This window comes from Ramlibacter paludis, from assembly GCF_022012305.1.
Classification (GTDB): Bacteria; Pseudomonadota; Gammaproteobacteria; order Burkholderiales; family Burkholderiaceae_C; genus Ramlibacter; species Ramlibacter paludis.
The window spans coordinates 487254-506954 of sequence record NZ_JAKLTM010000005.1; the positions used below are offsets into that span (position 1 = coordinate 487254).

Annotated in this window: 26 protein-coding genes; 24 read left to right on the plus strand and 2 right to left on the minus strand. The window is 67.9% G+C overall.

Going from position 1 to position 19701, the window contains the following annotated elements; all coding sequences use genetic code 11:
* Nucleotides 1-5: 5 nt before the first annotated feature.
* The 24 genes from flgG to pcl all read left to right on the plus strand — a co-directional run bounded on the left by flgG (nucleotide 6) and on the right by pcl (nucleotide 17633).
* A complete protein-coding gene (gene flgG, locus LZ009_RS19345; RefSeq protein ID WP_275699597.1) occupies nucleotides 6-791 on the plus strand; it encodes a flagellar basal-body rod protein FlgG in 786 nt (261 codons plus the stop codon).
* An 8-nt stretch (nucleotides 792-799) separates the two neighbouring features.
* Nucleotides 800-1594, plus strand: coding sequence for a flagella basal body P-ring formation protein FlgA (locus LZ009_RS24325; protein WP_275699598.1), 795 nt, complete (start codon nucleotides 800-802; stop codon nucleotides 1592-1594).
* Nucleotides 1591-2157, plus strand: coding sequence for a flagellar basal body L-ring protein FlgH (locus LZ009_RS19355; RefSeq protein WP_275699599.1), 567 nt, complete (start codon nucleotides 1591-1593; stop codon nucleotides 2155-2157). The genes LZ009_RS24325 and LZ009_RS19355 overlap by 4 nt, the downstream gene beginning before the upstream one ends.
* Nucleotides 2158-2159: 2 nt before the next feature.
* A complete protein-coding gene (locus LZ009_RS19360; RefSeq protein WP_275699600.1) occupies nucleotides 2160-3275 on the plus strand; it encodes a flagellar basal body P-ring protein FlgI in 1116 nt (371 codons plus the stop codon).
* A 15-nt stretch (nucleotides 3276-3290) separates the two neighbouring features.
* Nucleotides 3291-3674: a flagellar basal body rod protein FlgB gene (locus tag LZ009_RS19365; protein ID WP_275699601.1), complete on the plus strand. Its 384-nt coding sequence runs from the start codon at nucleotides 3291-3293 to the stop codon at nucleotides 3672-3674.
* A gap of 1 nt (nucleotide 3675) precedes the next feature.
* On the plus strand, nucleotides 3676-4092 hold the full coding sequence (gene flgC / locus LZ009_RS19370) for a flagellar basal body rod protein FlgC (protein WP_275699602.1): 417 nt from the start codon (nucleotides 3676-3678) through the stop codon (nucleotides 4090-4092).
* Nucleotide 4093: 1 nt separating this feature from the next.
* Complete coding sequence (gene fliE, locus LZ009_RS19375; RefSeq protein WP_275699603.1) at nucleotides 4094-4399, plus strand: flagellar hook-basal body complex protein FliE; 306 nt, start codon at nucleotides 4094-4096, stop codon at nucleotides 4397-4399.
* Nucleotides 4400-4409: 10 nt separating this feature from the next.
* Entirely contained in the window at nucleotides 4410-5858 is a 1449-nt protein-coding gene (gene fliF, locus LZ009_RS19380) for a flagellar basal-body MS-ring/collar protein FliF (protein ID WP_275699604.1), read from the plus strand.
* A complete protein-coding gene (locus tag LZ009_RS19385; protein ID WP_275699605.1) occupies nucleotides 5855-6388 on the plus strand; it encodes a hypothetical protein in 534 nt (177 codons plus the stop codon). Before fliF ends, LZ009_RS19385 begins: the two co-directional genes overlap by 4 nt.
* Nucleotides 6385-7056, plus strand: a complete 672-nt coding sequence (locus tag LZ009_RS19390) for a FliH/SctL family protein (RefSeq protein WP_275699606.1) — start codon at nucleotides 6385-6387, stop codon at nucleotides 7054-7056. Before LZ009_RS19385 ends, LZ009_RS19390 begins: the two co-directional genes overlap by 4 nt.
* A complete protein-coding gene (locus LZ009_RS19395; RefSeq protein WP_275699607.1) occupies nucleotides 7053-8381 on the plus strand; it encodes a FliI/YscN family ATPase in 1329 nt (442 codons plus the stop codon). Before LZ009_RS19390 ends, LZ009_RS19395 begins: the two co-directional genes overlap by 4 nt.
* On the plus strand, nucleotides 8378-8824 hold the full coding sequence (locus LZ009_RS19400; protein ID WP_275699608.1) for a hypothetical protein: 447 nt from the start codon (nucleotides 8378-8380) through the stop codon (nucleotides 8822-8824). Before LZ009_RS19395 ends, LZ009_RS19400 begins: the two co-directional genes overlap by 4 nt.
* Complete coding sequence (locus LZ009_RS19405; RefSeq protein WP_275699609.1) at nucleotides 8821-9522, plus strand: hypothetical protein; 702 nt, start codon at nucleotides 8821-8823, stop codon at nucleotides 9520-9522. The genes LZ009_RS19400 and LZ009_RS19405 overlap by 4 nt, the downstream gene beginning before the upstream one ends.
* On the plus strand, nucleotides 9522-9923 hold the full coding sequence (locus tag LZ009_RS19410) for a flagellar hook assembly protein FlgD (protein ID WP_275699610.1): 402 nt from the start codon (nucleotides 9522-9524) through the stop codon (nucleotides 9921-9923). The genes LZ009_RS19405 and LZ009_RS19410 overlap by 1 nt, the downstream gene beginning before the upstream one ends.
* A 16-nt stretch (nucleotides 9924-9939) precedes the next feature.
* A complete protein-coding gene (locus tag LZ009_RS19415) occupies nucleotides 9940-11115 on the plus strand; it encodes a flagellar hook-basal body complex protein (RefSeq protein ID WP_275699611.1) in 1176 nt (391 codons plus the stop codon).
* A complete protein-coding gene (locus LZ009_RS19420; RefSeq protein WP_275699612.1) occupies nucleotides 11115-11915 on the plus strand; it encodes a FliM/FliN family flagellar motor C-terminal domain-containing protein in 801 nt (266 codons plus the stop codon). The genes LZ009_RS19415 and LZ009_RS19420 overlap by 1 nt, the downstream gene beginning before the upstream one ends.
* Complete coding sequence (locus tag LZ009_RS19425) at nucleotides 11912-12268, plus strand: FliM/FliN family flagellar motor switch protein (protein ID WP_275699613.1); 357 nt, start codon at nucleotides 11912-11914, stop codon at nucleotides 12266-12268. The genes LZ009_RS19420 and LZ009_RS19425 overlap by 4 nt, the downstream gene beginning before the upstream one ends.
* Before the next feature lie 10 nt (nucleotides 12269-12278).
* The gene (locus tag LZ009_RS19430; RefSeq protein ID WP_275699614.1) at nucleotides 12279-12701 is read left to right on the plus strand and encodes a flagellar biosynthetic protein FliO; all 423 of its coding nucleotides are present in this window, start codon (nucleotides 12279-12281) and stop codon (nucleotides 12699-12701) included.
* Nucleotides 12698-13417 (plus strand): flagellar type III secretion system pore protein FliP, encoded by a 720-nt coding sequence (gene fliP, locus LZ009_RS19435; RefSeq protein WP_275699615.1) that lies wholly within the window; start codon nucleotides 12698-12700, stop codon nucleotides 13415-13417. Before LZ009_RS19430 ends, fliP begins: the two co-directional genes overlap by 4 nt.
* Before the next feature lie 3 nt (nucleotides 13418-13420).
* Complete coding sequence (locus tag LZ009_RS19440; protein WP_275699616.1) at nucleotides 13421-14176, plus strand: sigma-70 family RNA polymerase sigma factor; 756 nt, start codon at nucleotides 13421-13423, stop codon at nucleotides 14174-14176.
* Between the two features lie 9 nt (nucleotides 14177-14185).
* A complete protein-coding gene (locus LZ009_RS19445) occupies nucleotides 14186-15307 on the plus strand; it encodes a tetratricopeptide repeat protein (protein ID WP_275699617.1) in 1122 nt (373 codons plus the stop codon).
* Nucleotides 15308-15462: 155 nt separating this feature from the next.
* Complete coding sequence (locus LZ009_RS19450) at nucleotides 15463-15831, plus strand: DUF805 domain-containing protein (RefSeq protein WP_275699618.1); 369 nt, start codon at nucleotides 15463-15465, stop codon at nucleotides 15829-15831.
* Nucleotides 15832-16026: 195 nt separating this feature from the next.
* Complete coding sequence (pyp, locus tag LZ009_RS19455) at nucleotides 16027-16416, plus strand: photoactive yellow protein (protein WP_275699619.1); 390 nt, start codon at nucleotides 16027-16029, stop codon at nucleotides 16414-16416.
* On the plus strand, nucleotides 16416-17633 hold the full coding sequence (pcl, locus tag LZ009_RS19460) for a 4-coumarate--CoA ligase (protein WP_275699620.1): 1218 nt from the start codon (nucleotides 16416-16418) through the stop codon (nucleotides 17631-17633). The genes pyp and pcl overlap by 1 nt, the downstream gene beginning before the upstream one ends.
* Nucleotides 17634-17717: 84 nt before the next feature.
* On the opposite strand, the gene groL is transcribed toward pcl, so the two are convergent.
* Together groL and groES are read right to left on the minus strand one after the other, a co-directional pair.
* Nucleotides 17718-19364, minus strand: coding sequence for a chaperonin GroEL (gene groL, locus LZ009_RS19465; RefSeq protein WP_275699621.1), 1647 nt, complete (start codon nucleotides 19362-19364; stop codon nucleotides 17718-17720).
* Nucleotides 19365-19403: 39 nt separating this feature from the next.
* Nucleotides 19404-19694 (minus strand): co-chaperone GroES, encoded by a 291-nt coding sequence (groES, locus tag LZ009_RS19470; protein WP_275699622.1) that lies wholly within the window; start codon nucleotides 19692-19694, stop codon nucleotides 19404-19406.
* Nucleotides 19695-19701 lie beyond the last annotated feature (7 nt).

A 19701-nucleotide genomic window follows, 5' to 3' on the forward strand; every position in this document is an offset into this window, starting at 1 on the left:
TGACCATGTTCGATGCACTCGCGATCGGCGCCACCGGAATGCATGCGCAGCAGATGAACGTCGACGTCATCGCCAACAACCTCGCGAACGTGCAAACCGCGGGCTACAAGAAAAGTCGTGTCGTCTTCGCGGACCTGGTGACGTCGGCTCAGGTCCTGCAGGCGCGCGCGGGGGAGGGTGGACCGCTCGTGGCCCTGCAGCCGGCCGGAGCCGGCGTGGCCTTGCCGATGCCTTCACGCCTGTTCGACGCGGGCGACCTGAAGAAGACCGATTCCGCCTGGGACCTGGCGATCCAGGGGGATGGCTTCCTGGAGCTGGCCTTGCCCGATGGAACGCGCGCCTACAGCCGCGGCGGCACCTTGAAGGTGAACGCCGATGGGCAGCTCGCCACGCAGGCGGGCATTCCCTTGAAGCCGGGGATCCTGGTTCCGGACAACACCGAGGCGCTGCTGGTCTCCGCAACGGGGCGGGTGCAGGCGCGGGTCAGCGGCCAGGCTGCGCTCGTGGAAGCGGGCCAATTGGAACTCGTTCGCTTTGCCAATCCCGGCGGGCTGCTGGCGCAGGGCGGCGGGCTGTACCGGTCCACGGACGCTTCCGGAGAAGCCATCGCTGGCCGCGCCGGCGAGGACGGCGTGGGCACCCTGGCCCAGGGCTACCTGGAAGGCTCCAACGTGAAGCTGGTCGAGGAGATGGTCAACCTGATGGTGGCGCAGCGGGCCTACGAGGCCAGTGCCAAGGTCGTCCAGGCTTCGGACGAGATGCTCGGCATCGTCAACGGGCTGCGCCGGTGAAAGCCTTCGTGAGCACCTTCCTGCTCGCGGTGGCCTGCCAACTTGCCGCGGCGGACGCCGGTGTCGGTATTGCGCTGCGGGCGCAGGCCCGCATTGCGGGCCCGCACGTCACGCTGGGCGACATCGCCGTGCTGACCTCGAATGAGCTGGAGCCGCTGCGCACGCTGGTCAACCTGCCCCTCGGGCGCGCGCCTGCATCCGGCGAAGTCGTCGTGGTGCAGCGGGAGGCGGTGGCGGCGTGGATCCGCGCGAAGTCCGGCAAGCTGCATGAAAGCTTGCACTGGAGCGGGCCCGCATCGACGCAACTGCTTGCCGCCGCGCGCAAGGTGCGTGGCGAGGAGATCGGTGCCTGCGCCGAGGCGGCCTTGCGCACCTGGCTGGCGGTACACGCAAGCGCGAGCCCGGGCGATCCGCAACTGCAATCGCTTCCGCGTGACGTCGAAGTGCCGGATGGCGAACCCCGCTTGCGTGCGCGTGGCCCGGATGGCGTCACGCCCCATTCGCGCATGCTGGTCTGGGTGGACGTCTGGGTGGACGAGCGCTTCGTCCGTACCGTCGCCGTGCGCTTCCATGTTGCGCTGGTGTCTCCTTCGGTTCCCGGGCCGATCTCCAGTTCGCTGGTCGTGCAGCGCGGCCAGTGGGCATCCCTGCGCTCCGGCTCCGGGGCAGTGTCCCTGGAGGCGCGTGTGGAAGTCCTGCAGGATGGCCGCCTCGGAGACAGCATCCGCGTGCGCCAGCCGGGTGCGGCCGCCGGAGTGATCGCACGCGTGACGGGACCCGGCCAACTGGAGCTGGCGCGATGAAAGCCACCCTCGTTCTCCTTGCCTTGTCGATTTGCACAGCGGCCCCGGCGCAAAGCCTGTTCCGCGAGGAGACCTGGCGTCCGCTGACGGCGGACAACAAGGCCTTCCGTCCCGGCGACGTGCTGACCGTGCAGGTGCTGGAGAACTCCAGCGCGGTCACCAGCGCCGACACCGGAACTCGCCGCAACAACCGCATGCAAGCCGAGCTGGCGCACGGCATCCGCAGCGTGGGGCAGACCTCCTTGACCGTCGGCGGCGATTTCGATGGCGGCGGCCGCACGCAACGCACCAGCCGCTTGCTGACCACGGTGTCGGTCACGGTGAAGGAAGTCCTCCCAAGCGGCCAGTTGCGGATCGCCGGCGCGCAATCCCTGACGGTCAATGAGGAACTGCAGACGGTGACCCTCGAGGGCCTGGTGCGGCCCGCGGACATCAGCGACGGCAATGTCGTGCCTTCGACGCGCATCGCGGAAGCGCGCATCACCTACCTGGGCGAAGGCGACGTGGCCGAGCGCAATCGCCGTCCCTGGTGGCGCAAGATGCTGGACGTGGTGGGGTTCTGAGCATGCACGTGCTGCGTCTCCTGCTCCTGGCGCTGCTGTCGCTTGCCCATGTGGCGTGCCTGTCGCAAGGCACGACGCTGCGCGTCAAGGATCTCGGCAAGCTGCAAGGCTGGCGCGACAACGTGCTGGTCGGCACAGGCATCGTGACCGGCCTGGCTGGCACGGGCGATTCGCCGGGCAATCGTGCTACCCGGCAGGCGCTCTCGAACGTGCTCTCGCAGTTCAACCTGACAGTGCCGCCGGAACAGGTGAACAGCCGCAACGTCGCCGTCGTCATGGTCAGTGCCGCACTTCCGGCGTTCGCGCGCGAAGGCGACACGCTGGACGTCACGGTTGCGTCCAGCGGCGACGCGCGAAGCCTGGTGGGAGGCAACCTCCTGCTCACGCCCTTGCGGGCGCCCGACGGCCGCATCTACGCGCTCGCGCAGGGCGCCCTGTCCGTGGGTGGCCATCGCTACGACGCCAACGGCAACGTGGTGCAGAAGAACCACCCGACCGCCGCAGCTATTCCCAATGGCGCCACCGTCGAGGTGGGCATGCCGCCCTCCGCGCAGGCCCGCTCGCACGTCACTTTCGTGCTGGCGGAGCCTGACTACACCACGGCCAACCGTGTGGCCGCCGCGATCAACAGCCAGGTGGGCGCAGGGCTGGCGCGGGCGCGCGACGCCGCCGGTATCGAGATCGAAGTGCCCGCTGCACTGCAGTCCGAGCCGGTCGGCTTCCTCGCCCGCCTCGAGAACGTCGCCGTGGAACCCGATCGACGTGCGCGCGTGGTCATCAACGAACGCACGGGAACGGTGGTGTCCGGCGGCGACGTGCGCCTGTCGCGCGTGGCGATCTCGCACGGCGACTTGAAGATCACCATCGCCAACCTCAATAGCGTGTCGCAGCCGGCCTGGATCGGACGCACCGGGCCTGGCGTGGCCACCGCAGTGGTCACAAACACCGAGATCGGCGTGGAGGAACTGACGGGCGTCGGTTTCCTTGCGGGCAGCGGCACCGTGGCGGACCTCGTCCAGTCGTTGGCCCGGATGAAGACCAGCACGCGCGACATCATTTCCATCCTGCGGGCTGTGAAGGCAGCGGGCGCCTTGCACGGCGAACTGGTGGTGCAGTGAACCCATGGAGGCCGCATGATTCCTTCGCTCGAATCGCTCACCACCGCCACCCTGGCGAAGGCGCTGGAAGCCGCCTCCTTGCGGCAGCACGCCATCGCGGCGAATGTCGCCAACACCAACACCGCGGGCTTCGCACCGCTGCGCGTGGGCTTCGAAGCGCAGCTGACCGAGGCACGCAATAGCCTGCGCGAGCGCGGCACGGTCGAGCCGCGCGACCTCGAAGCACTTCGGCCCCTGCTCGAAATGGATACCGACGAAGCCGGCGGAGCGTTGCCCTTGCAGCTCGACCAGCAGATGGCGGACATGGCGCGCAACGCCGTGCATTACCAATCCATGGCCCAGGGCCTGTCGCGGCACTTCGGATTGCTGGCGATGGCTGCGGCGGAAGGGAGGAAGTGACATGGACTACGTCCGCATGTTCGCGGTGAGCAGCGCCGGAATGACGGCAGAGCGCACCCGTGTCGAGGTGGCGGCATCCAACCTCGCGCACGCACACACGCCCTATCACCCGGCCGCGGTCGGCTTCCAGCCCATGCGCGTGGTCGCCCAGGCACAGCCGGCGGCATTCGCCGCCCTGCTGACGGCTGCGGGACCCGAGGTGACTCTCGAGCCGGCAAACGTCTTGCCGAGGCTGCTCCAGGACCCCGGCCACCCGCTGGCGAACGAGCAGGGCTTCGTGGCCTATCCGGGCGTCGACCCGGCGACGGAAATGGTCAGCCTGATGTCTGCAACGCGCGCTTACGAAGCCAACGTCGCGGCGATGAATACGGCGCGTGCGCTGGCGCTCAAGACTCTCGACATCGGAAGGGCAGGGTGAGATGGAAGCACTTTCCGCGATCGCGGCGCACGATGAGGTCCCTGGAGTCTTCGCGCCGGCTGCGCCGGCGGGCGCGGGCTCAGCCGACCTCCCATTCGCCCGCCTGGTGAGCGAGGGACTGCATGCGGTGGACGCGCAGCTGAAGACCAGCCAAACCGACCTGCAGCAGCTCGCTCTGGGTGAAGCCCTCAACCTGCATGAAGTCATGATCCGGCTCGAGGAAAGTCGCATCGCATTCCAGCTCATGCTGCAGGTTCGCAACCGCGTCCTGGAGGCCTACCAGGACGTCATGAAGATGCAGGTCTAGGAGCGCCATGATGAATACGTGGTGGCTGGATCTCGAGCGGCGCGCGCGCATCGGCCTGGTGGTGGGCATCGCCGGCATCTTGCTGCTGATGGCGGCTGCCGCATGGTGGCTGTTGCGTCCGGACCAGGCGGTGTTGTTCGCCGACCTGCGGGCACAGGACGCCGCACTGATGGCGTCGGAGCTGGACAAGCTGAAAGTCCCTTACGCGGTGGCCGACAACGGTTCGACCCTGCTGGTCGAGCGCGCTCAGGTGCACGCCACCCGCATGAAGCTGATGGGCAAGGACTTGCCGCTGCATGGCGCCGTGGGGCTGGAGCTGTTCAACAACAGCGACTTCGGCATGACGGAATTCGCGCAGAAGGTGAACTACCAGCGTGCCTTGCAAGGCGAGCTGACGCGCACGATCCTGGCCTTCCCCGAAGTGCAGGATGTGCGCGTGCACCTCGCGCTGCCCGAGCAAGGCCTGTTCAAGCAGCCTGCCACGCGACCGAAGGCGGCGGTCACGCTCACGTTGCGACCCGGCCGCGCGCTGCGCGCCGAGCAGGTGAGTGGCATCCAGCGCCTGGTGGCTGCGGCTGTTCCAGGCCTCGTGGCGCAAGAGGTCACGCTGGTGGACCAGCAGGGCGTGGCTCTGAGCCGCGTCGCGGACGCGGAGGGCGATCCGGGCGCCGGCAGCGGGCGCCTGGACCTGAAGCGCGAAACCGAGAATTACCTGTCGCGCAAGGCCGGTGCGGTGCTCGAGCGCGCTTTCGGTCCCGGCCAGGCCCTGGCGAGCGTCGATGCGACGCTCAACATGGAGCAGGTGCGGGTGACGACCGAGGACGTCATTGCAGCGCCCGATTCACGAGGCGGCACGACTGGTGTGCTGGTGCGCGAGCGCGAGTCCGCACGGGATGGCGGCGCTCCTGAGCTCCTGCGGGGAGCGGAAGCCCGCGGTTCGCGTGGCAACAGTACACAGCGCGATGCCGAGTACCAAGCCGGGCGGCGCGTGGAGCAGGTGGTGAGCCAGCCGGGCTCGATCCGGCGTTTGCAGGTGGTTGCGGTGCTGCGGCCGGCGCTCGATGGCGAGCAGCAGGAGCAGGTGCGCCGCCTCGTCGCTGCCGCCGTGGGCGCGTCGTTCGAGCGCGGTGACACCGTGGTAGTCCAGTCCTTCGTCGGCCAGGGCGCCGCGGCAGCCGCGCCGGAGATGCGGCAAGCCCTTGTGCCGTCTTCGCCTGCCGCTGCGAACGGCGACGGCGCTTCGGCGCTCGCGACCGCTGGCCTGGGGCTCGTCGCTGTTGCGCTTGTTGCCGTGCTCTTCTTGCAGCGACGCGCGGCCCAGCGGAAAGGCGTCGTCGCCTCCCTCGACGAGGGGCAGCGCCGCCTGGCGCTGCGCAAGGTCGAGGCCTGGCTGGAGGAGGCCGAGAACGCACAGGACCGGGAGGCCGCACCTTTCGCCGCGGCGGGACAGAAACCATGAACTTCGATACCACCGGCGGCGCCATGGCCCTGCGGCGGGCCGCGCTGCATCTCCATGCGATGCAGCCTGCGGATCGTGACTGGCTGCTGCGCAACCTCGCGCCGCAGCGGCGCGCTCGGCTCGAAGTGCTGTTGCGCGAATTGCACACGCTGGGGATCCCGTGCGATATGGAGTTGCCGCACCAGGAGGAGACAACAGCGCGTCGGGAGGAGGGACCGAGTGTCACTGTCGCGGCGGAGCGGCTGGCGCTGATGCCGGCAGGCACCGTGGACTGGCTCGCTGCTCGCCTGCATGCGGAGCCGCCGGAAGTCACGGCGCTGCTTCTTTCGGGACGCCAGTGGCCCTGGCGCCAAGCGCTCCTGGAACGGCTGGACGGAGCGCGACGCCAATGCGTGGAGGCCTGGACCCATACCCAGGGAAGCGCTCCGGCCCAGGCCGCGGTCATCGATGCCTTGGCCGGCATGCTGCCGACTCCCGCTCCCGTCAGGGCGCAGAACCGTAGGACCTTCCACTGGTGGCGAAGCAAATGAAGCATTCCCAGGTGGTGTTGCGCCAGCTGGCGATCGATGAGGCGGCGACGCTGCCCGCGCGTGGCCGGGTGGCGGCGCCGGTCGGAGCCGACCTGCTTGCCGTTGCGTTGGAGGAGGCACGCGAAGAGGGTATGCGGCAGGGCCACGAGCGCGGCCTGCAGGCGGGCTACGAAGAGGGCTTGCGCGAAGGAAGGGCTGTGGCGAAGCGCGAAGCCGACGCGCACGCCGCCGTTCTGGAAGAAGAAGCCTCCTCCTTGCGCGAGCAGCGGCGCACCGAGACCCGGGCCGCGTTGCAGGCCTTCCACGACGCGACGAACCACTGGCTGGCATTGGCCGAAGAGGACATGGTTGCCCTGTGCTACGAGACCCTGGCCCGCGTCCTGGGGGAGCGTGCCGCCCTGCGGGACCACATCCGCGCCCAGGCGACCCACCTCCTCGAACACTGGTACGAGGAAGGCGTGCCGGCGCTGCATGTCCATCCGTCCGACGTCGAACTGCTGGAAGGCTTGGCCGCGCGACCCTTCACCTGCGTTGCGGATCCAGCCGTCGGCCGCGGGGGCTGCCTGGTGAAAGGGGCGAGCGGCGCGCTGGATGCGCGGCTGGACAGCATCCTCCAGGAGATCAGGGACGCCTTGCTGGCGGATCGCAATGCCGAGGGCCTGCAATGAGCGCGCTTGCGGCCTATCGCCAGCGGCTGCGGCAAGCACCCTTGTTCCGCCGCGTGGGCTGGGTGCGGCGCCTGCATGGCCTGGCCATCGAGTCGGAAGGGCCGGCGGCGGAACTCGGCGAGCTGTGCCGGATTGGGCCGCGCACTGCTGGCGGGGGCCCAGGCGTGCTCGCCGAGGTGGTGGGAATGCGTGCCGGCCACCTCACCCTGATGGCTTTCGGGGCCTTGCAAGGCGTAGCGAATGGATCCGAGGTCGTGGCGCTCGGACGCCAATCGCAGCTGCCGGTGGGTGACGCGCTGCTCGGGCGCGTGGTCGACGCCTTCGGTGTTCCGCTGGACGGTCAGCCGGCGCTGAGGGTGACCGCACAGCGCCGGTTGTTCCCGGCGTCGCCGAATCCGCTGCAGCGCCCGAGGATCACGCAGGTCCTGGAAAGCGGCATTCGGTGCATCGACGTCCTCCTCACGCTCGGGCGAGGCCAACGCGTCGGCATCTTCGCGGGCAGCGGCGTTGGCAAGAGCACCCTCCTGGGCATGGTGGCGCGGCACGTGCAGGCGGACGTGAACGTCATTGCACTGATCGGGGAGCGGGGCCGGGAGGTTCGCGAGTTCATCGAGAGCCAACTGGGGCCGCAAGGCCTCGCACGCTCGGTGATCGTCGTTGCAACGGCCGACCAGCCGGCGCCCGCTCGCGTGCGCGCCGCCCATGCGGCCGTCGCCATCGCGAACCACTTCGCCGAGTCGGGCCGGCAGGTCGTGCTCACTCTGGACTCGATCACCCGGCTGGCCATGGCGCGTCGCGAGATCGGGCTGGCCGCCGGCGAGCCCGCGACGGCGCGCGGCTACACGCCGTCGGTGTTCGCGGAGCTGCCGCAGCTGTGCGAACGCTGCGGGACCTTGCCGGGCGGAGGGTCGGTTACCGCGCTGCTGACCGTCCTGGTGGAAGGCGACGATCTGAACGAACCCGTTTCGGACAGCCTGCGCGCGATTCTCGATGGCCACATCGTTTTGTCGCGCGAGCTCGCGCAGCAAGGGCAATACCCCGCGATCGATGTCCTCAAGAGCGCTAGCCGCTTGTTCGCCGACCTCGCCGGCAAGGAGGAGCGCGAACTCGCGGCGGCGGCGCTGCGTACGCTTGCCTTGCTCGATCGCAATCGCCAGATGGTGGACATAGGCGCTTACCAGCGTGGCAGCAATCCGGCGCTCGACGAGGCACTGGGCCGTGAGGATGGCCTGAAGGCCTGGCTGGCGCAGGCGAACGGCGGTGTGCCGCGCGCCGAGGCCTTGCGCTCCCTCGCAGCGCTGATGGAGGGGAAGTCCAGGCCATGAAGTTCGACTGGAAACTGCAGCCCTTGCAGCGCAAGCTCGAATGGGACCTGGACCTCGCCCGCGGCCGGGTCGCCGCCGCAAGACTCAGGTTCGAGCAGGCGGGAGACGCGGTGCGCGGCCTGGAAGAAATCCACGCGGCGCAGGCCGCCGCCGCACTCGCAGCAACAAGGCGAGGTGCGGATCCCGCGCTGCACAAGCAAGCCCTGGCCTGGTTGCTCAGCGCGGAAACCCGGTTGCTTCACCGACGCACGGAATGCACCCGGGCGAAGGCCGAGCTCGCGGCCGCGCGCACCGAGTGCCGGCGGTGCAACGAGCGGCTGGAGGCACTCTCTGCGCTGCACGATGAAGCCCAGGTTCGCTTCGCCTACGCGGAGCGGCGGGAAGCCGGCAAGGAAGCGGACTTCGCCTGGCTCGCATCCCGGTCGGCGCAGGAGCCGGCATGAGCACCCCCGTCCCGTTCCATGTCGATACGCCGATGGCGACCGGTCCTGCGTCGGCGCTGCGCCCCGCAGCCGCGAAGTCCTGGCAGCAGCAGATGCAACAAGCGCAGGCCGCTGGCTGGTTCTGCCGCTCGGATCACCTCTCGGGCGAGGCTGCTTCCTTGCCGGCGCAGCGGCCCACCGAGACTGGAACCGCCACAGGCGGCGCGATGGCCAAGCGAGCTAGCGTGCGCCCCGTGTCGCCGGCGCACGCGCGGCCGGTGCCGAGTTCCGCGGGGCCGGGCCGCACGCCGGCGGGGCTCGCGCTGCCGGGAATGCCTCACGCGATGGCGCCCCGGATGGCCCCCGAGTTCGCAGCAACCAGTTCGCAGCGGCCGCCACATCCGCCTCTTGTCTCGGCGCAAGCAGACGGAGAACCTTTCGAAGCCGTCCTTGCCGGGCCCGACTGCGCCGATGAGCGTCGCGCAGTGTCAACGTTCAGAGATCCCGCCGAGCAGGCGTCGGTTCGCGTGCACATGGAGCAGGGCCCCGACGGGCTGCATCTCTGGCTCGGACTCGATGGCGCGGCTGCAGAGACGCACGCCCGCGCAGCGGCGGTCGCGGCTGCATTGCGAGCCGAATACGCACGCTCCGGCTTGCGTCTTGCCGCGGTCACCTGCAACGGCGTGTGCTTGCCTCTTTCCCCCAGAAAGGATTCGTGATGGCCATCAGCCCGGTGAGTGCGTCGGCGCCAGCCGTTTCGCAGGCAAGCAGCCTGGGGTTGCAGGACTTTTTGAAGATCCTGCTGACCCAGCTGAACTACCAGGACCCGCTCAAGCCGATGGACAACCAGGAGTTCATGGCCCAGATGGCGCAGTTCACGGCACTGGAACAAAGCCAGCGCCTCAACGACAAGCTGGACTTGCTGATCGCCAACCAGGCCGCACTCCAGTCGGTGGGCCTGATCGGGCGCACGGTCGACGTCACGACGGAAGGCGGAAAAGTCACAGGGACGGTGACTTCCCTGTCACTGCAAGGCGAGCAGCCGAAGGTTAGCGTGAGCACCAGTACCGGCACCGTGCTCGCCGACGTTGCACTCAGCCAGGTCAGCGCGATTCGATAACCCAGGGAAGAACTCCATGCTCGACTCCATCAACGTGGGAACCAGCGGCCTCCTGGGTTATGCCAAGGGCTTGCGCGTGATCGCCAACAACACGGCCAACCTCAACACCCCCGGCTACAAGGCAGCCACGCTTCAGTTCTCGGACCTGTTCTACGCAGCCTCGCAGGGTGCCGGTGGTGGCTCGGCGCGCCTGGGCTATGGGTTGGCGACCGGCGCCACCCAGCTCGACTTCAGGCAGGGCGACCTGCGGCAGACCGGCAACGACTTCGATCTCGGGGTCGATGGCGAGGGCTTGTTCGTCCTGCAAACCAGCGATGGCGCGACACGCTACACCCGCGCGGGCCAGTTCGAGTTCAACCAGGACGGGCTTTTCGTCAACCGCGGCGATGGGAGCAAGGTCATGGGCATCGATGCCAACGGGCAGGCCACGGACATCAAGCTGGACGGGCTCCGCAGCGCTCCGGGAAAGGCCACGGCGCTCGCCCGCTTCACGGGGAATCTCTCCAGCACTGTGACCTCGCACACAGTGAGCGCGGTGAAGGTCAACGACGCGATCGGCGAAGAACACAACCTGTCGCTCAAGTTCACGAGCACCGACACGGCCACGGGCGCCTGGAGCGTCGAAGTCCTCGACGGCGCCACGAGCATCGCAACCGGACAACTCCAGTTCGATGACGGAAAGCCGACCGCTGCCACCTCGAAGCTGCAGTTCTCCTACCAACCGGCCAACCGGGAGGCACGCGAGCTGACGCTGGACTTCAGCAGCGACGTCACCTCCTTCGCTTCCGGGAATCTCTCGACGCTGGCCATGACTGCGCAGGACGGGCTTCCGCCCGGCAATCTGGTCAAGGTCGGATTCGACGCCGCGGGCAAGCTGGTGGCCACCTATTCCAACGGCGATACGGTGAAAGGGGCGCGCCTGCAACTGGCGCGCTTCCGCACGCTCGATGCGGTGCAGGCGGAAGGCGGCAACCAGTTCGTGCAGGCCAACGGCCTGTCCTGGGAAACCGGAGGCGCCGGTGAAGGCGCATTCGGCGCGGTGCGGGCCGGCGTCCTGGAAATTTCCAACGTGGACCTTTCGCGCGAATTCAGCGACCTGGTGGTGCTGCAGCGCGGCTACCAGGCTTCCTCCCAGGTGCTGGCGACGGCCAACGACATGCTGCAGGAACTGTTCCGGATGAAGGCCAAGTGATGTCTGGTGGCCGCGTTCTCTGGGAACCCTGGCAGCCAGGCCAGGCGGCGCGCACCTTGCACTGGCGGGACGAGCGCGCGTCGCAGCGGGCGGAAACCGATTTGCGGGCGCTGTTCTCCAAATGGTGCACGGCCTGGGGCCTTGACGTTGACGGCGCCCGGGTGCGCTGCCGGTCTGTGACCCTCACGTTGGAACCGGGAAGCTGGACGTGCTTCGAGTCAGAGGGTGCGCCGTGCGCCTGGCTGGCGCAAGAGCCCGAGGACGCTAGCCCCCTGCTGCGATCGCTGTTCCCCGGTTCCGTGGCGCATGGCCCGTTGGCGCGTGCCGTGGCAAGCGCATGCCGTCAGGACCTCCTGCTGCGGCTCACGAGCTTCCTGGGTATCTCTGCTGCCGAGTCTGGGGGGCCGCCACCGCCTGCGATTGCACGTGCCGGCTCCGGGGCGCTCGAAGTCGAGATATCCGGAGTACTCGCGACGCGGCTCGTGATGAGCCATGAGCTCGCCGGCGCGCGGTGGAGCACGGCCACGCGCAAAGCCGGTTCGCTTCCAAGTCACCCGCTGGTGCCTGCAACAACTGCGATGGCAAGCCGCGCCCTGGCGCTGGAGGTCCAGCTCGATGGGTGCGAACTCGAAGTGGGCACCTTGCGGGGCCTGCAAGTTGGCGACGTCGTCAGGCTGGACCATGCGTTGGTGCGCCCTGCATCGTTGCGTCATGGCGATGCGGCGCTGTGCTCGGCGTACCTGGGCCGTCGCGACCATCGCAAGGCAGTGGAACTGGCAACAGGAGTAACCGTGCAATGAGCCAGATGATCGAGTCCTTCATGAACGACGAAACGCCGGTGCGGCCTCGGGCGCGGTCCGTGGCGCTGGAGGAACTGGCGGACGCCAGCATGGAGGGCGCAGCGCTCCTGGCGGATGTCAACCCGCTGCTTTCGGTGAAGGTCCAGCTGCAGGTCCGCGTGGGGAGTGTGTCGATGACGCTCGGCCAACTCATGGCGGCGCGCGAAAACGCCGTGCTCACACTCGATCGCACTGTCGACCAACCGGTGGATCTCGTGCTGGAAGGGCGGACAGTCGCCCGCGGCCAGCTCGTGGCAGTGGACGATTGCTTTGCCGTCCGCATCACCGAGCTGCCGCTCGCCCTCAAGCTGTGAAGTGACAGCCATGCGCACCGGCTTCTTTCGCCGTTTGGTCGTGACCCTGGCGCTTCTGGGCGGCACGCCCGTTTGGCCGCAGGCGCCATCGGGCCAGGAGCCCTTGCCTTCCACGCTGCCCTTGCGTCGCGAGGAGGCGGTTGCGACGGCGATGCCTTCCTGGCTGGCCGCTACCGCTGCATTTGCTTTGCTGGCGTTAGGCGCGACGGTGTTCGTCGGCCGGCAGCGGCGCTGGACCTGGCTGCACCCCATGAAATTGCGGACCAGCACGGGCCGCGAACTTGTCCGGCTGTCCAGCCAGGCGCTGACCGCGCAGGCCAGCTTGCACACGGTGCGCTGGCATGACGAGGAACTGCTGCTGGCCTGCACCGGTCAGCAAGTGACGCTGCTGGCGCGCCGGGCGTCGCGTGCGCCACAAGGCGAGGCGCCGTGAACACCACTCGGCGGCGGCTCCTCCTGCTCGTGATCGTCCTGGCAAACGCGGACGCATTCGCAGCGCCCGCTCAGCCTGTGATCGGCATGGAAACTTCGCAGGCCCTGCGCATGGTGCTGGGCCTCACCGTGCTGGCCGTGCTGCCGGCATTGCTGGTGTGCGTCACTGCGTTCCTTCGCATCGTGATCGTGCTGGCGCTGCTGCGCCACGCGATGGGCATGCCGGAGACGCCGCCGAATACCGTGGTCATCGGCCTCGCCTTGTTCCTGACTCTTTTCACCATGGCCCCGGTCTTGCACCGCGCGAACCAGGATGCCTTCCAGCCATTCATGCAAGGGACCTTGGCGATGGATGTCGCCTACACGCGGGGCGCCGCACCGCTGCGGGAGTTCATGGTGCGGCAGACCCGCGAGCAGGACCTGGCCTTGATGCTCGAACTGTCGAAGGCGCGCACGCCCCAGTCGATCGAGGACGTCAGCAACGTGCAGCTGGTACCTGCCTTCATGCTGTCTGAACTTCGTGCGGCCTTTCAGATTGGCTTTTTGCTTTTCTTGCCGTTCCTGCTCATCGACCTGATCGTGTCCGCGATCTTGATGTCCCTGGGCATGATGATGATGCCGCCCGCCACGCTGGCGTTGCCGCTCAAAATCCTGATGTTCATCCTGGTGGATGGCTGGGCCCTGGTGCTCAAGGCCCTGGTCGGGTCTTTCCATTGAGCGATGGACGCCTGCGCCAACTTGGCCGCCGCGAGCGACGAAGAGGCGCTGTGGCGGAACCTGAGGGCCACCTCGGACACCGGCGCGCGTGACCGACTGCTGGCGCTCCATATGCCGTACGCGCGGACTGTGGCAGCTTCCTACTATGCGAAGCGCTTCCATGACGAAATCGAGTTCGGCGACTACCTTCAGTATGCCTCCATAGGCCTGCTCGAAGCGCTCGACCGTTTCGATCCGGACCGTGGCGCCCAATTCCGAACCTTCGCTGCGCGCCGCATGCACGGGGCCATCCTGAACGGGATCGAGCGGCTGACGGAAAAGCAGCAGCAGATCGCGGCACGCCAGCGCCTGCGCGCGGAGCGCGTCGAGACAGCCAAGCAGCTGGCCGGGGGCAATCCCGGCAAGCTGGCCGGCGACAAGTTGTGCGACTACGTGGCGGAAGTGGGCCTCGGCCTGGCGTTGGCCTGGTTGCTGGAAGGCACTTCGATGGTTGAAGCCTCGGAGCGCGCGGAAGTCCTGCCGTTCTATCGGCATGCCGAAATCCGCCAGGTGCGCGAACGCCTGGTGCAAGCCGTCGAAGCGCTTCCGGCGCAGGAGCGACTCGTGATCCGCAGCCATTACCTCCAGGACGTTCCCTTCGAGGAGGTCGCGGCGACGCTGACGCTCACCAAGGGGCGCATCTCGCAGATCCACAAGCAGGCCTTGCAGCGCCTGCGCACCAGCGTGTCGGAGCAGGTCGGCGTCGACGCCTGCTTCTAGGAGGAATGCATGTCGAAGGCCGCTGACCGACTCGCCAGGCTGGAAGGCTACCTGGCCGAGGATCCGCAGAATCCCGTGCTGCTCGCGGAGGCTTGCGACGTGGCCATCGAGGCCGGCCTGCATGCGCGTGCACGCCAGCACATCGAAGCCGGCCAGCGCAGCGCGCCGGCCCCCGTGCCCTGGTTGTGGCGGCACGCGCGCCTGGCCATCGCGCAGCGGGCATTCGATGCGGCGGCCGCTTCTCTCGACCAGTTGCAGTCGCTCGTCGGTCCCGATGCGGCGGTGACACACGACCGCGCGTATGTTCACTTTCTCCAGCAGGATTTCGCAGCCTGCCGCGCCTTGCTCGCTCCCTGGGTTGCCGGCGCTGCGACCCACGAACATCGGGACGCCTTGCACGCGCTCTGGCTGCGTGCAACGCACGCCGCCGGCCTGGTGCAGGAAGCCTGGGACTGGGTCATCGCTCGCCGGCCCGAACTCGGTCCTGCGGCGCAGGGCGTCGCGAGCTTGCTCGCCGTGGACGTTGGCGACTTCGCGGCGGCCAAGGCGCTGGCGGACGGTGCCTTGGCCGGCGGAACCTCGCACGAGGCCCTGGTTGCACGTGCGAGCGTCGCGCTCGCGCAGAAGGATGGCGCCGGGGCGAATCGCTGGCTTGCGCAGGCAATGCAGCGGAACCCCGAAGACGGCCGCACCTGGATGCTCCTGGGCCTCGTCAGCCTGCTGGAGGGGGAGTTCCGCAACGCCCGCTCGCAGCTGGAACGCGCCCTCACATGGATGCCCACGCACATCGGGACCTGGCATGCCCTCGGCTGGACGCACCTGGTCCAGCGGGACTTGCCCGAAGCGCGCAAGGCCATGGAACAGGCGCTCGCGCTGGATGCCAATTTCGCCGAAAGCCACGGCGCGCTGGGGCTGGTGCTGGCATTGCAGGGTGAACGCCCATCGGCCGAACGCCACCTGGCCATCGCAAGGAAACTGGATCCGCACAACGTCAGCGGACGCTATGCGCAGGCTTTGATGCACGGTGAAGTGGCCGACCTCGAGCGCCTGCAGGTCCTGATTCGCAAGTTGATGGACCGCCCTGGGCTGTTCGGAGGCCGGATGGCCGAAGACATCTTGTCCGGCCGGTGAGGTTCCTTGCCGGCGCTCTGTGGATGAATGAATAAGCACTAGCGACTGGGCGTGCCCCGCAACGCCTCGTTGCTTCCGGACCTCACCGCGCTTGGCCTCCGGTCGACCCCTGCCTATCATCCGCGCGGGGATTCACCCCAGAGGAGAAGACGGAGATGACTTTCATCGAGGCCGTGCAGGCCTGCTTCAAGAAGTACGCTACGTTCACCGGACGCGCCGGCAAGGCGGAGTTCTGGTGGTTCTTCCTGTTCCAGATCATCGTGTCCGTGGCGGTGAGCGTGGTGAGCGACATGCTCAGCCTGCTGGTCGGCCTGGGCCTGCTCGTGCCGGCACTCGCCGTGGGCGCGCGCCGGCTGCATGACATCGGCAAGTCCGGCTGGCTGCAGCTGGTCTGGCTGATCCCGCTGGTGGGATGGATCGTCGTCATCTACTGGATGGTGCAGCCCACCGGTCCGGCCAACGAGTACGGCGACGGCCCGGCCGCGGCGGGCGCGGCGGACGTCGTGCCCAGCGCCCAAGCCTGACCGGCGCCTCCCCCAATGAAAGCCCGCGGCTCGCGCCGCGGGCTTTTTTCTTTCCACCACTCCGCTGGCAAGGCAGTAACCGTGAACAAAGCCGCACGTCCTCACGCTCGACCCCGCAAAGCCACCGTTGATCTCGGTCGCCGCCCTGTTTGTCGAACCGTTCGTTACATTCGCGTCCTACCACAAAGGACAAACATGCTCAGGACCATGAACATCATCGCCTTCGGCAAGGCCGACATCGCCAACGACCTGGCGAAGCTTTCGCCCGCGGAGATCGACCAGCTGGCCTTCGGTGCGGTGCAGCTCGATGCCACCGGCAAGGTGCTGGCGTACAACGCCGCGGAGTCGGGCATCACCGGCCGCGCGGCGGGCGACGTGATCGGCAAGAACTTCTTCCGCGACGTTGCGCCCTGCACCAACTCGTATGCGTTCCGCGGCGTGTTCGACACGGGCGTGAAGGCCGGCGACCTCAACACCATGTTCGAGTACGTGTTCGACTACAACATGGCGCCCACCAAGGTGAAGATCCACATGAAGAAGGCGGTCGCCGGCGACACGTACTGGATCTTCGTCAAGCGGCTGTGATGCCCGCTGCCGGCAGCGCGCCCTGGTGGCAGCCGCGGGCGGTGCTGCACCGCTTCGTCAGCGACCTGGTGGCCGACGAACTGCAGCGCCAGCGCCGCGGCCCGCTGGAACGCCCCATGCCCTGGCCGGCCGATCTGGACCTGGTGCGCGACCTGGGGGTGGATTCGCTCGAGTTGCTGGCGCTCGCCACGGCGCTGTCCGAAGCGCTGCATCTGCACGCGTCGGGTCTGGAAGACTGGCTGCTCGCGCGCCGGCGCCTGGGCGACTGGGTGGAAATTGCCGAAGCGAGCCTCGCGCAGTTCTCTGCTGCGCTCACCTTCCGCACTTCGGGCAGCAGCGGCCTGCCCAAGCCGTGCGTGCATCCGCTGGCCAACCTGCAGCAGGAAGTGGCGCATCTCGCCACGCTGTTCCCGCAGCGCCGGCGCGTCCTGTGCGCCGTGCCTGGCCATCACATCTACGGCTTCCTGTTCTCGGTGCTGCTGCCGGCGGCGCTCGGCCAGCCGGCGCTGGAAGTGGTCGACCTGCGGGGCAGCACGCCGGCATGGCTGGCGCGTGGTGCGCAGCCCGGCGACCTGGTCATCGCGCATCCGGACTTCTGGCAGGCCGTGGCGCGCACGGTGCCACGGCTGCCCGAAGACGTGGTCGGCGTCACTTCGACGGCGCCTTGCCCGGATGTCGTGAGCGAGGCCGTGCTGCACACCGGGCTCGCGCGCCTGGTGCAGGTGTACGGCGCATCGGAGACGGCCGGCATCGGCTGGCGCACGTCGCACACACAGCCTTATGCGTTGATGCCGCACTGGTCCTTTGCCGAGGGCCAGGGCGCGCTGCAGCGAAGCTTGCCGGATGGCACGGCGCAGGTGTTCACGCTGCAGGACCAGCTCACGCACGTCGGCGAGCGTGCCTTCACCGTCGGTGGCCGCAACGACCAGGCCGTGCAGGTCGGCGGCATCAACGTCTTCCCGGCACGCGTGCGCGACGTGCTGTGCCGGCACCCTGCGGTGGCCGATGCTGCGGTGCGCCTGATGCGGCCGGAGGAGGGCGCACGCCTCAAGGCCTTCGTCGTTCCGCGCGGCGACCTGGATCCCGATGAAGTGCGGCGCCTCGTACGCTCGCTGGTGGATGGCGAGCTCGCCACGGCGGAGCGGCCCAAGGCGATCAGCATCGGCGCCAGCCTGCCGCGCAACGCGCAGGGCAAGCTGGCCGACTGGAACATCTAGGCGGCGCCCCAAAGAAAAAAGCCCGCGGCTTGCACCGCGGGCTTTTCATTTGCGCTTGAAGCGGGGTGCTTCAGGCAGCGGACATTACATGTCCATGCCGCCCATGCCACCCATGCCGCCGCCCATGCCGCCAGGCATAGCCGGCGCTTCGTCCTTCGGCGCTTCGGCGACCATGGCTTCCGTGGTCAGCATCAGCGACGCGACGGACGCGGCGTTCTGCAGCGCGGTGCGGGTCACCTTGGTCGGGTCCAGGATACCCATTTCGATCATGTCGCCATAGGTGTCGTTGGCAGCGTTGAAGCCGTAGTTGCCCTTGCCGTTCAGCACGGCGTTGACCACCACGGAGGCTTCGCCGCCGGCGTTGTAGACGATCTCGCGCAGGGGCGCTTCGATGGCCTTCAGCACCAGCTTGATGCCGGCGTCCTGATCGGCGTTGTCGCCCTTGATCGTGCCGGCAGCCTGCTTGGCGCGCAGCAGCGCGACGCCACCGCCGGCCACGATGCCTTCTTCCACGGCAGCGCGGGTGGCGTGCAGCGCGTCTTCCACGCGAGCCTTCTTTTCCTTCATTTCCACTTCGGTGGCGGCGCCGACCTTGATGACGGCAACACCGCCGGCCAGCTTGGCCACGCGCTCTTGCAGCTTCTCGCGGTCGTAGTCGCTGGTGGCTTCCTCGATCTGCACGCGCACTTGCTTGACGCGGGCTTCGATGTCGGCGGCGGCACCGGCGCCGTCGATGATCGTGGTGTTTTCCTTGCCCACTTCGATGCGCTTGGCCTGGCCCAGGTCGGCCAGCGTCACCTTCTCGAGCGTCAGGCCGACTTCTTCCGAAATCACCTTGCCGCCGGTCAGGATGGCGATGTCTTCCAGCATGGCCTTGCGGCGGTCGCCGAAGCCCGGGGCCTTGACGGCGACGACCTTCAGGATGCCGCGGATGGTGTTGACCACCAGGGTCGCCAGCGCTTCGCCTTCGACTTCTTCCGCGATGATCAGCAGCGGGCGCGAAGCCTTGGCCACTTGTTCCAGCACGGGCAGCAGGTCACGGATGCTGGAGACCTTCTTGTCGTACAGCAGCACGAACGGGTTGTCCAGCAGGGCGCTCTGCTTCTCGGGGTTGTTGATGAAGTAGGGCGACAGGTAGCCGCGGTCGAACTGCATGCCTTCCACGACGTCCAGCTCGTTGTCCAGGCTCTTGCCGTCTTCGACGGTGATGACGCCTTCCTTGCCGACCTTGTCCATCGCGTCGGCAATAATCTTGCCGATGGATTCGTCGCTGTTGGCCGAGATGGAGCCGACTTGCGCGATTTCCTTGGAGGTGGTGGTGGGCTTGGAGGCCTTCTTCAGCTGCTCGGTCAGGGCCACGACGGCCTTGTCGATGCCGCGCTTCAGGTCCATCGGGTTCATGCCGGCGGCCACGTACTTCATGCCTTCGCGCACGATGGCCTGGGCCAGCACGGTGGCGGTGGTGGTGCCGTCACCGGCGTTGTCGCTGGTCTTGGAAGCGACTTCCTTGACCATCTGCGCGCCCATGTTCTGGAGCTTGTCCTTCAGCTCGATTTCCTTGGCCACGGACACGCCGTCCTTGGTCACGGTGGGGGCGCCGAAGGAGCGCTCGAGCACCACGTTGCGGCCCTTCGGGCCCAGGGTCACCTTGACGGCGTTGGCGAGGATGTTCACGCCTTCGACCATGCGCGCGCGGGCGTCGCCGCCGAAAATCACGTCTTTAGCTGCCATGTGTGTTTACTCCGGATTCAGTTGAGGGGGTGGAAGGGCTTAGCGCTCGACGACCGCGAACAGGTCGTCTTCCTTCATGACCAGCAGTTCGTCGCCATCGACCTTGACGGTCTGGCCGCTGTACTTGCCGAACAGGACGCGGTCGCCGACCTTGACGTTCAGCGCCATCAGCTCGCCCTTGTCGCTCTTGCGGCCGGGGCCGACGGCAAGCACTTCACCCTGGTCGGGCTTTTCGGCGGCGTTGTCCGGGATCACGATGCCGGAGGCCGTCTTGGTTTCTTGTTCCAGGCGCTTGACGATCACGCGATCGTGCAGGGGGCGAAGTTTCATTGCATCT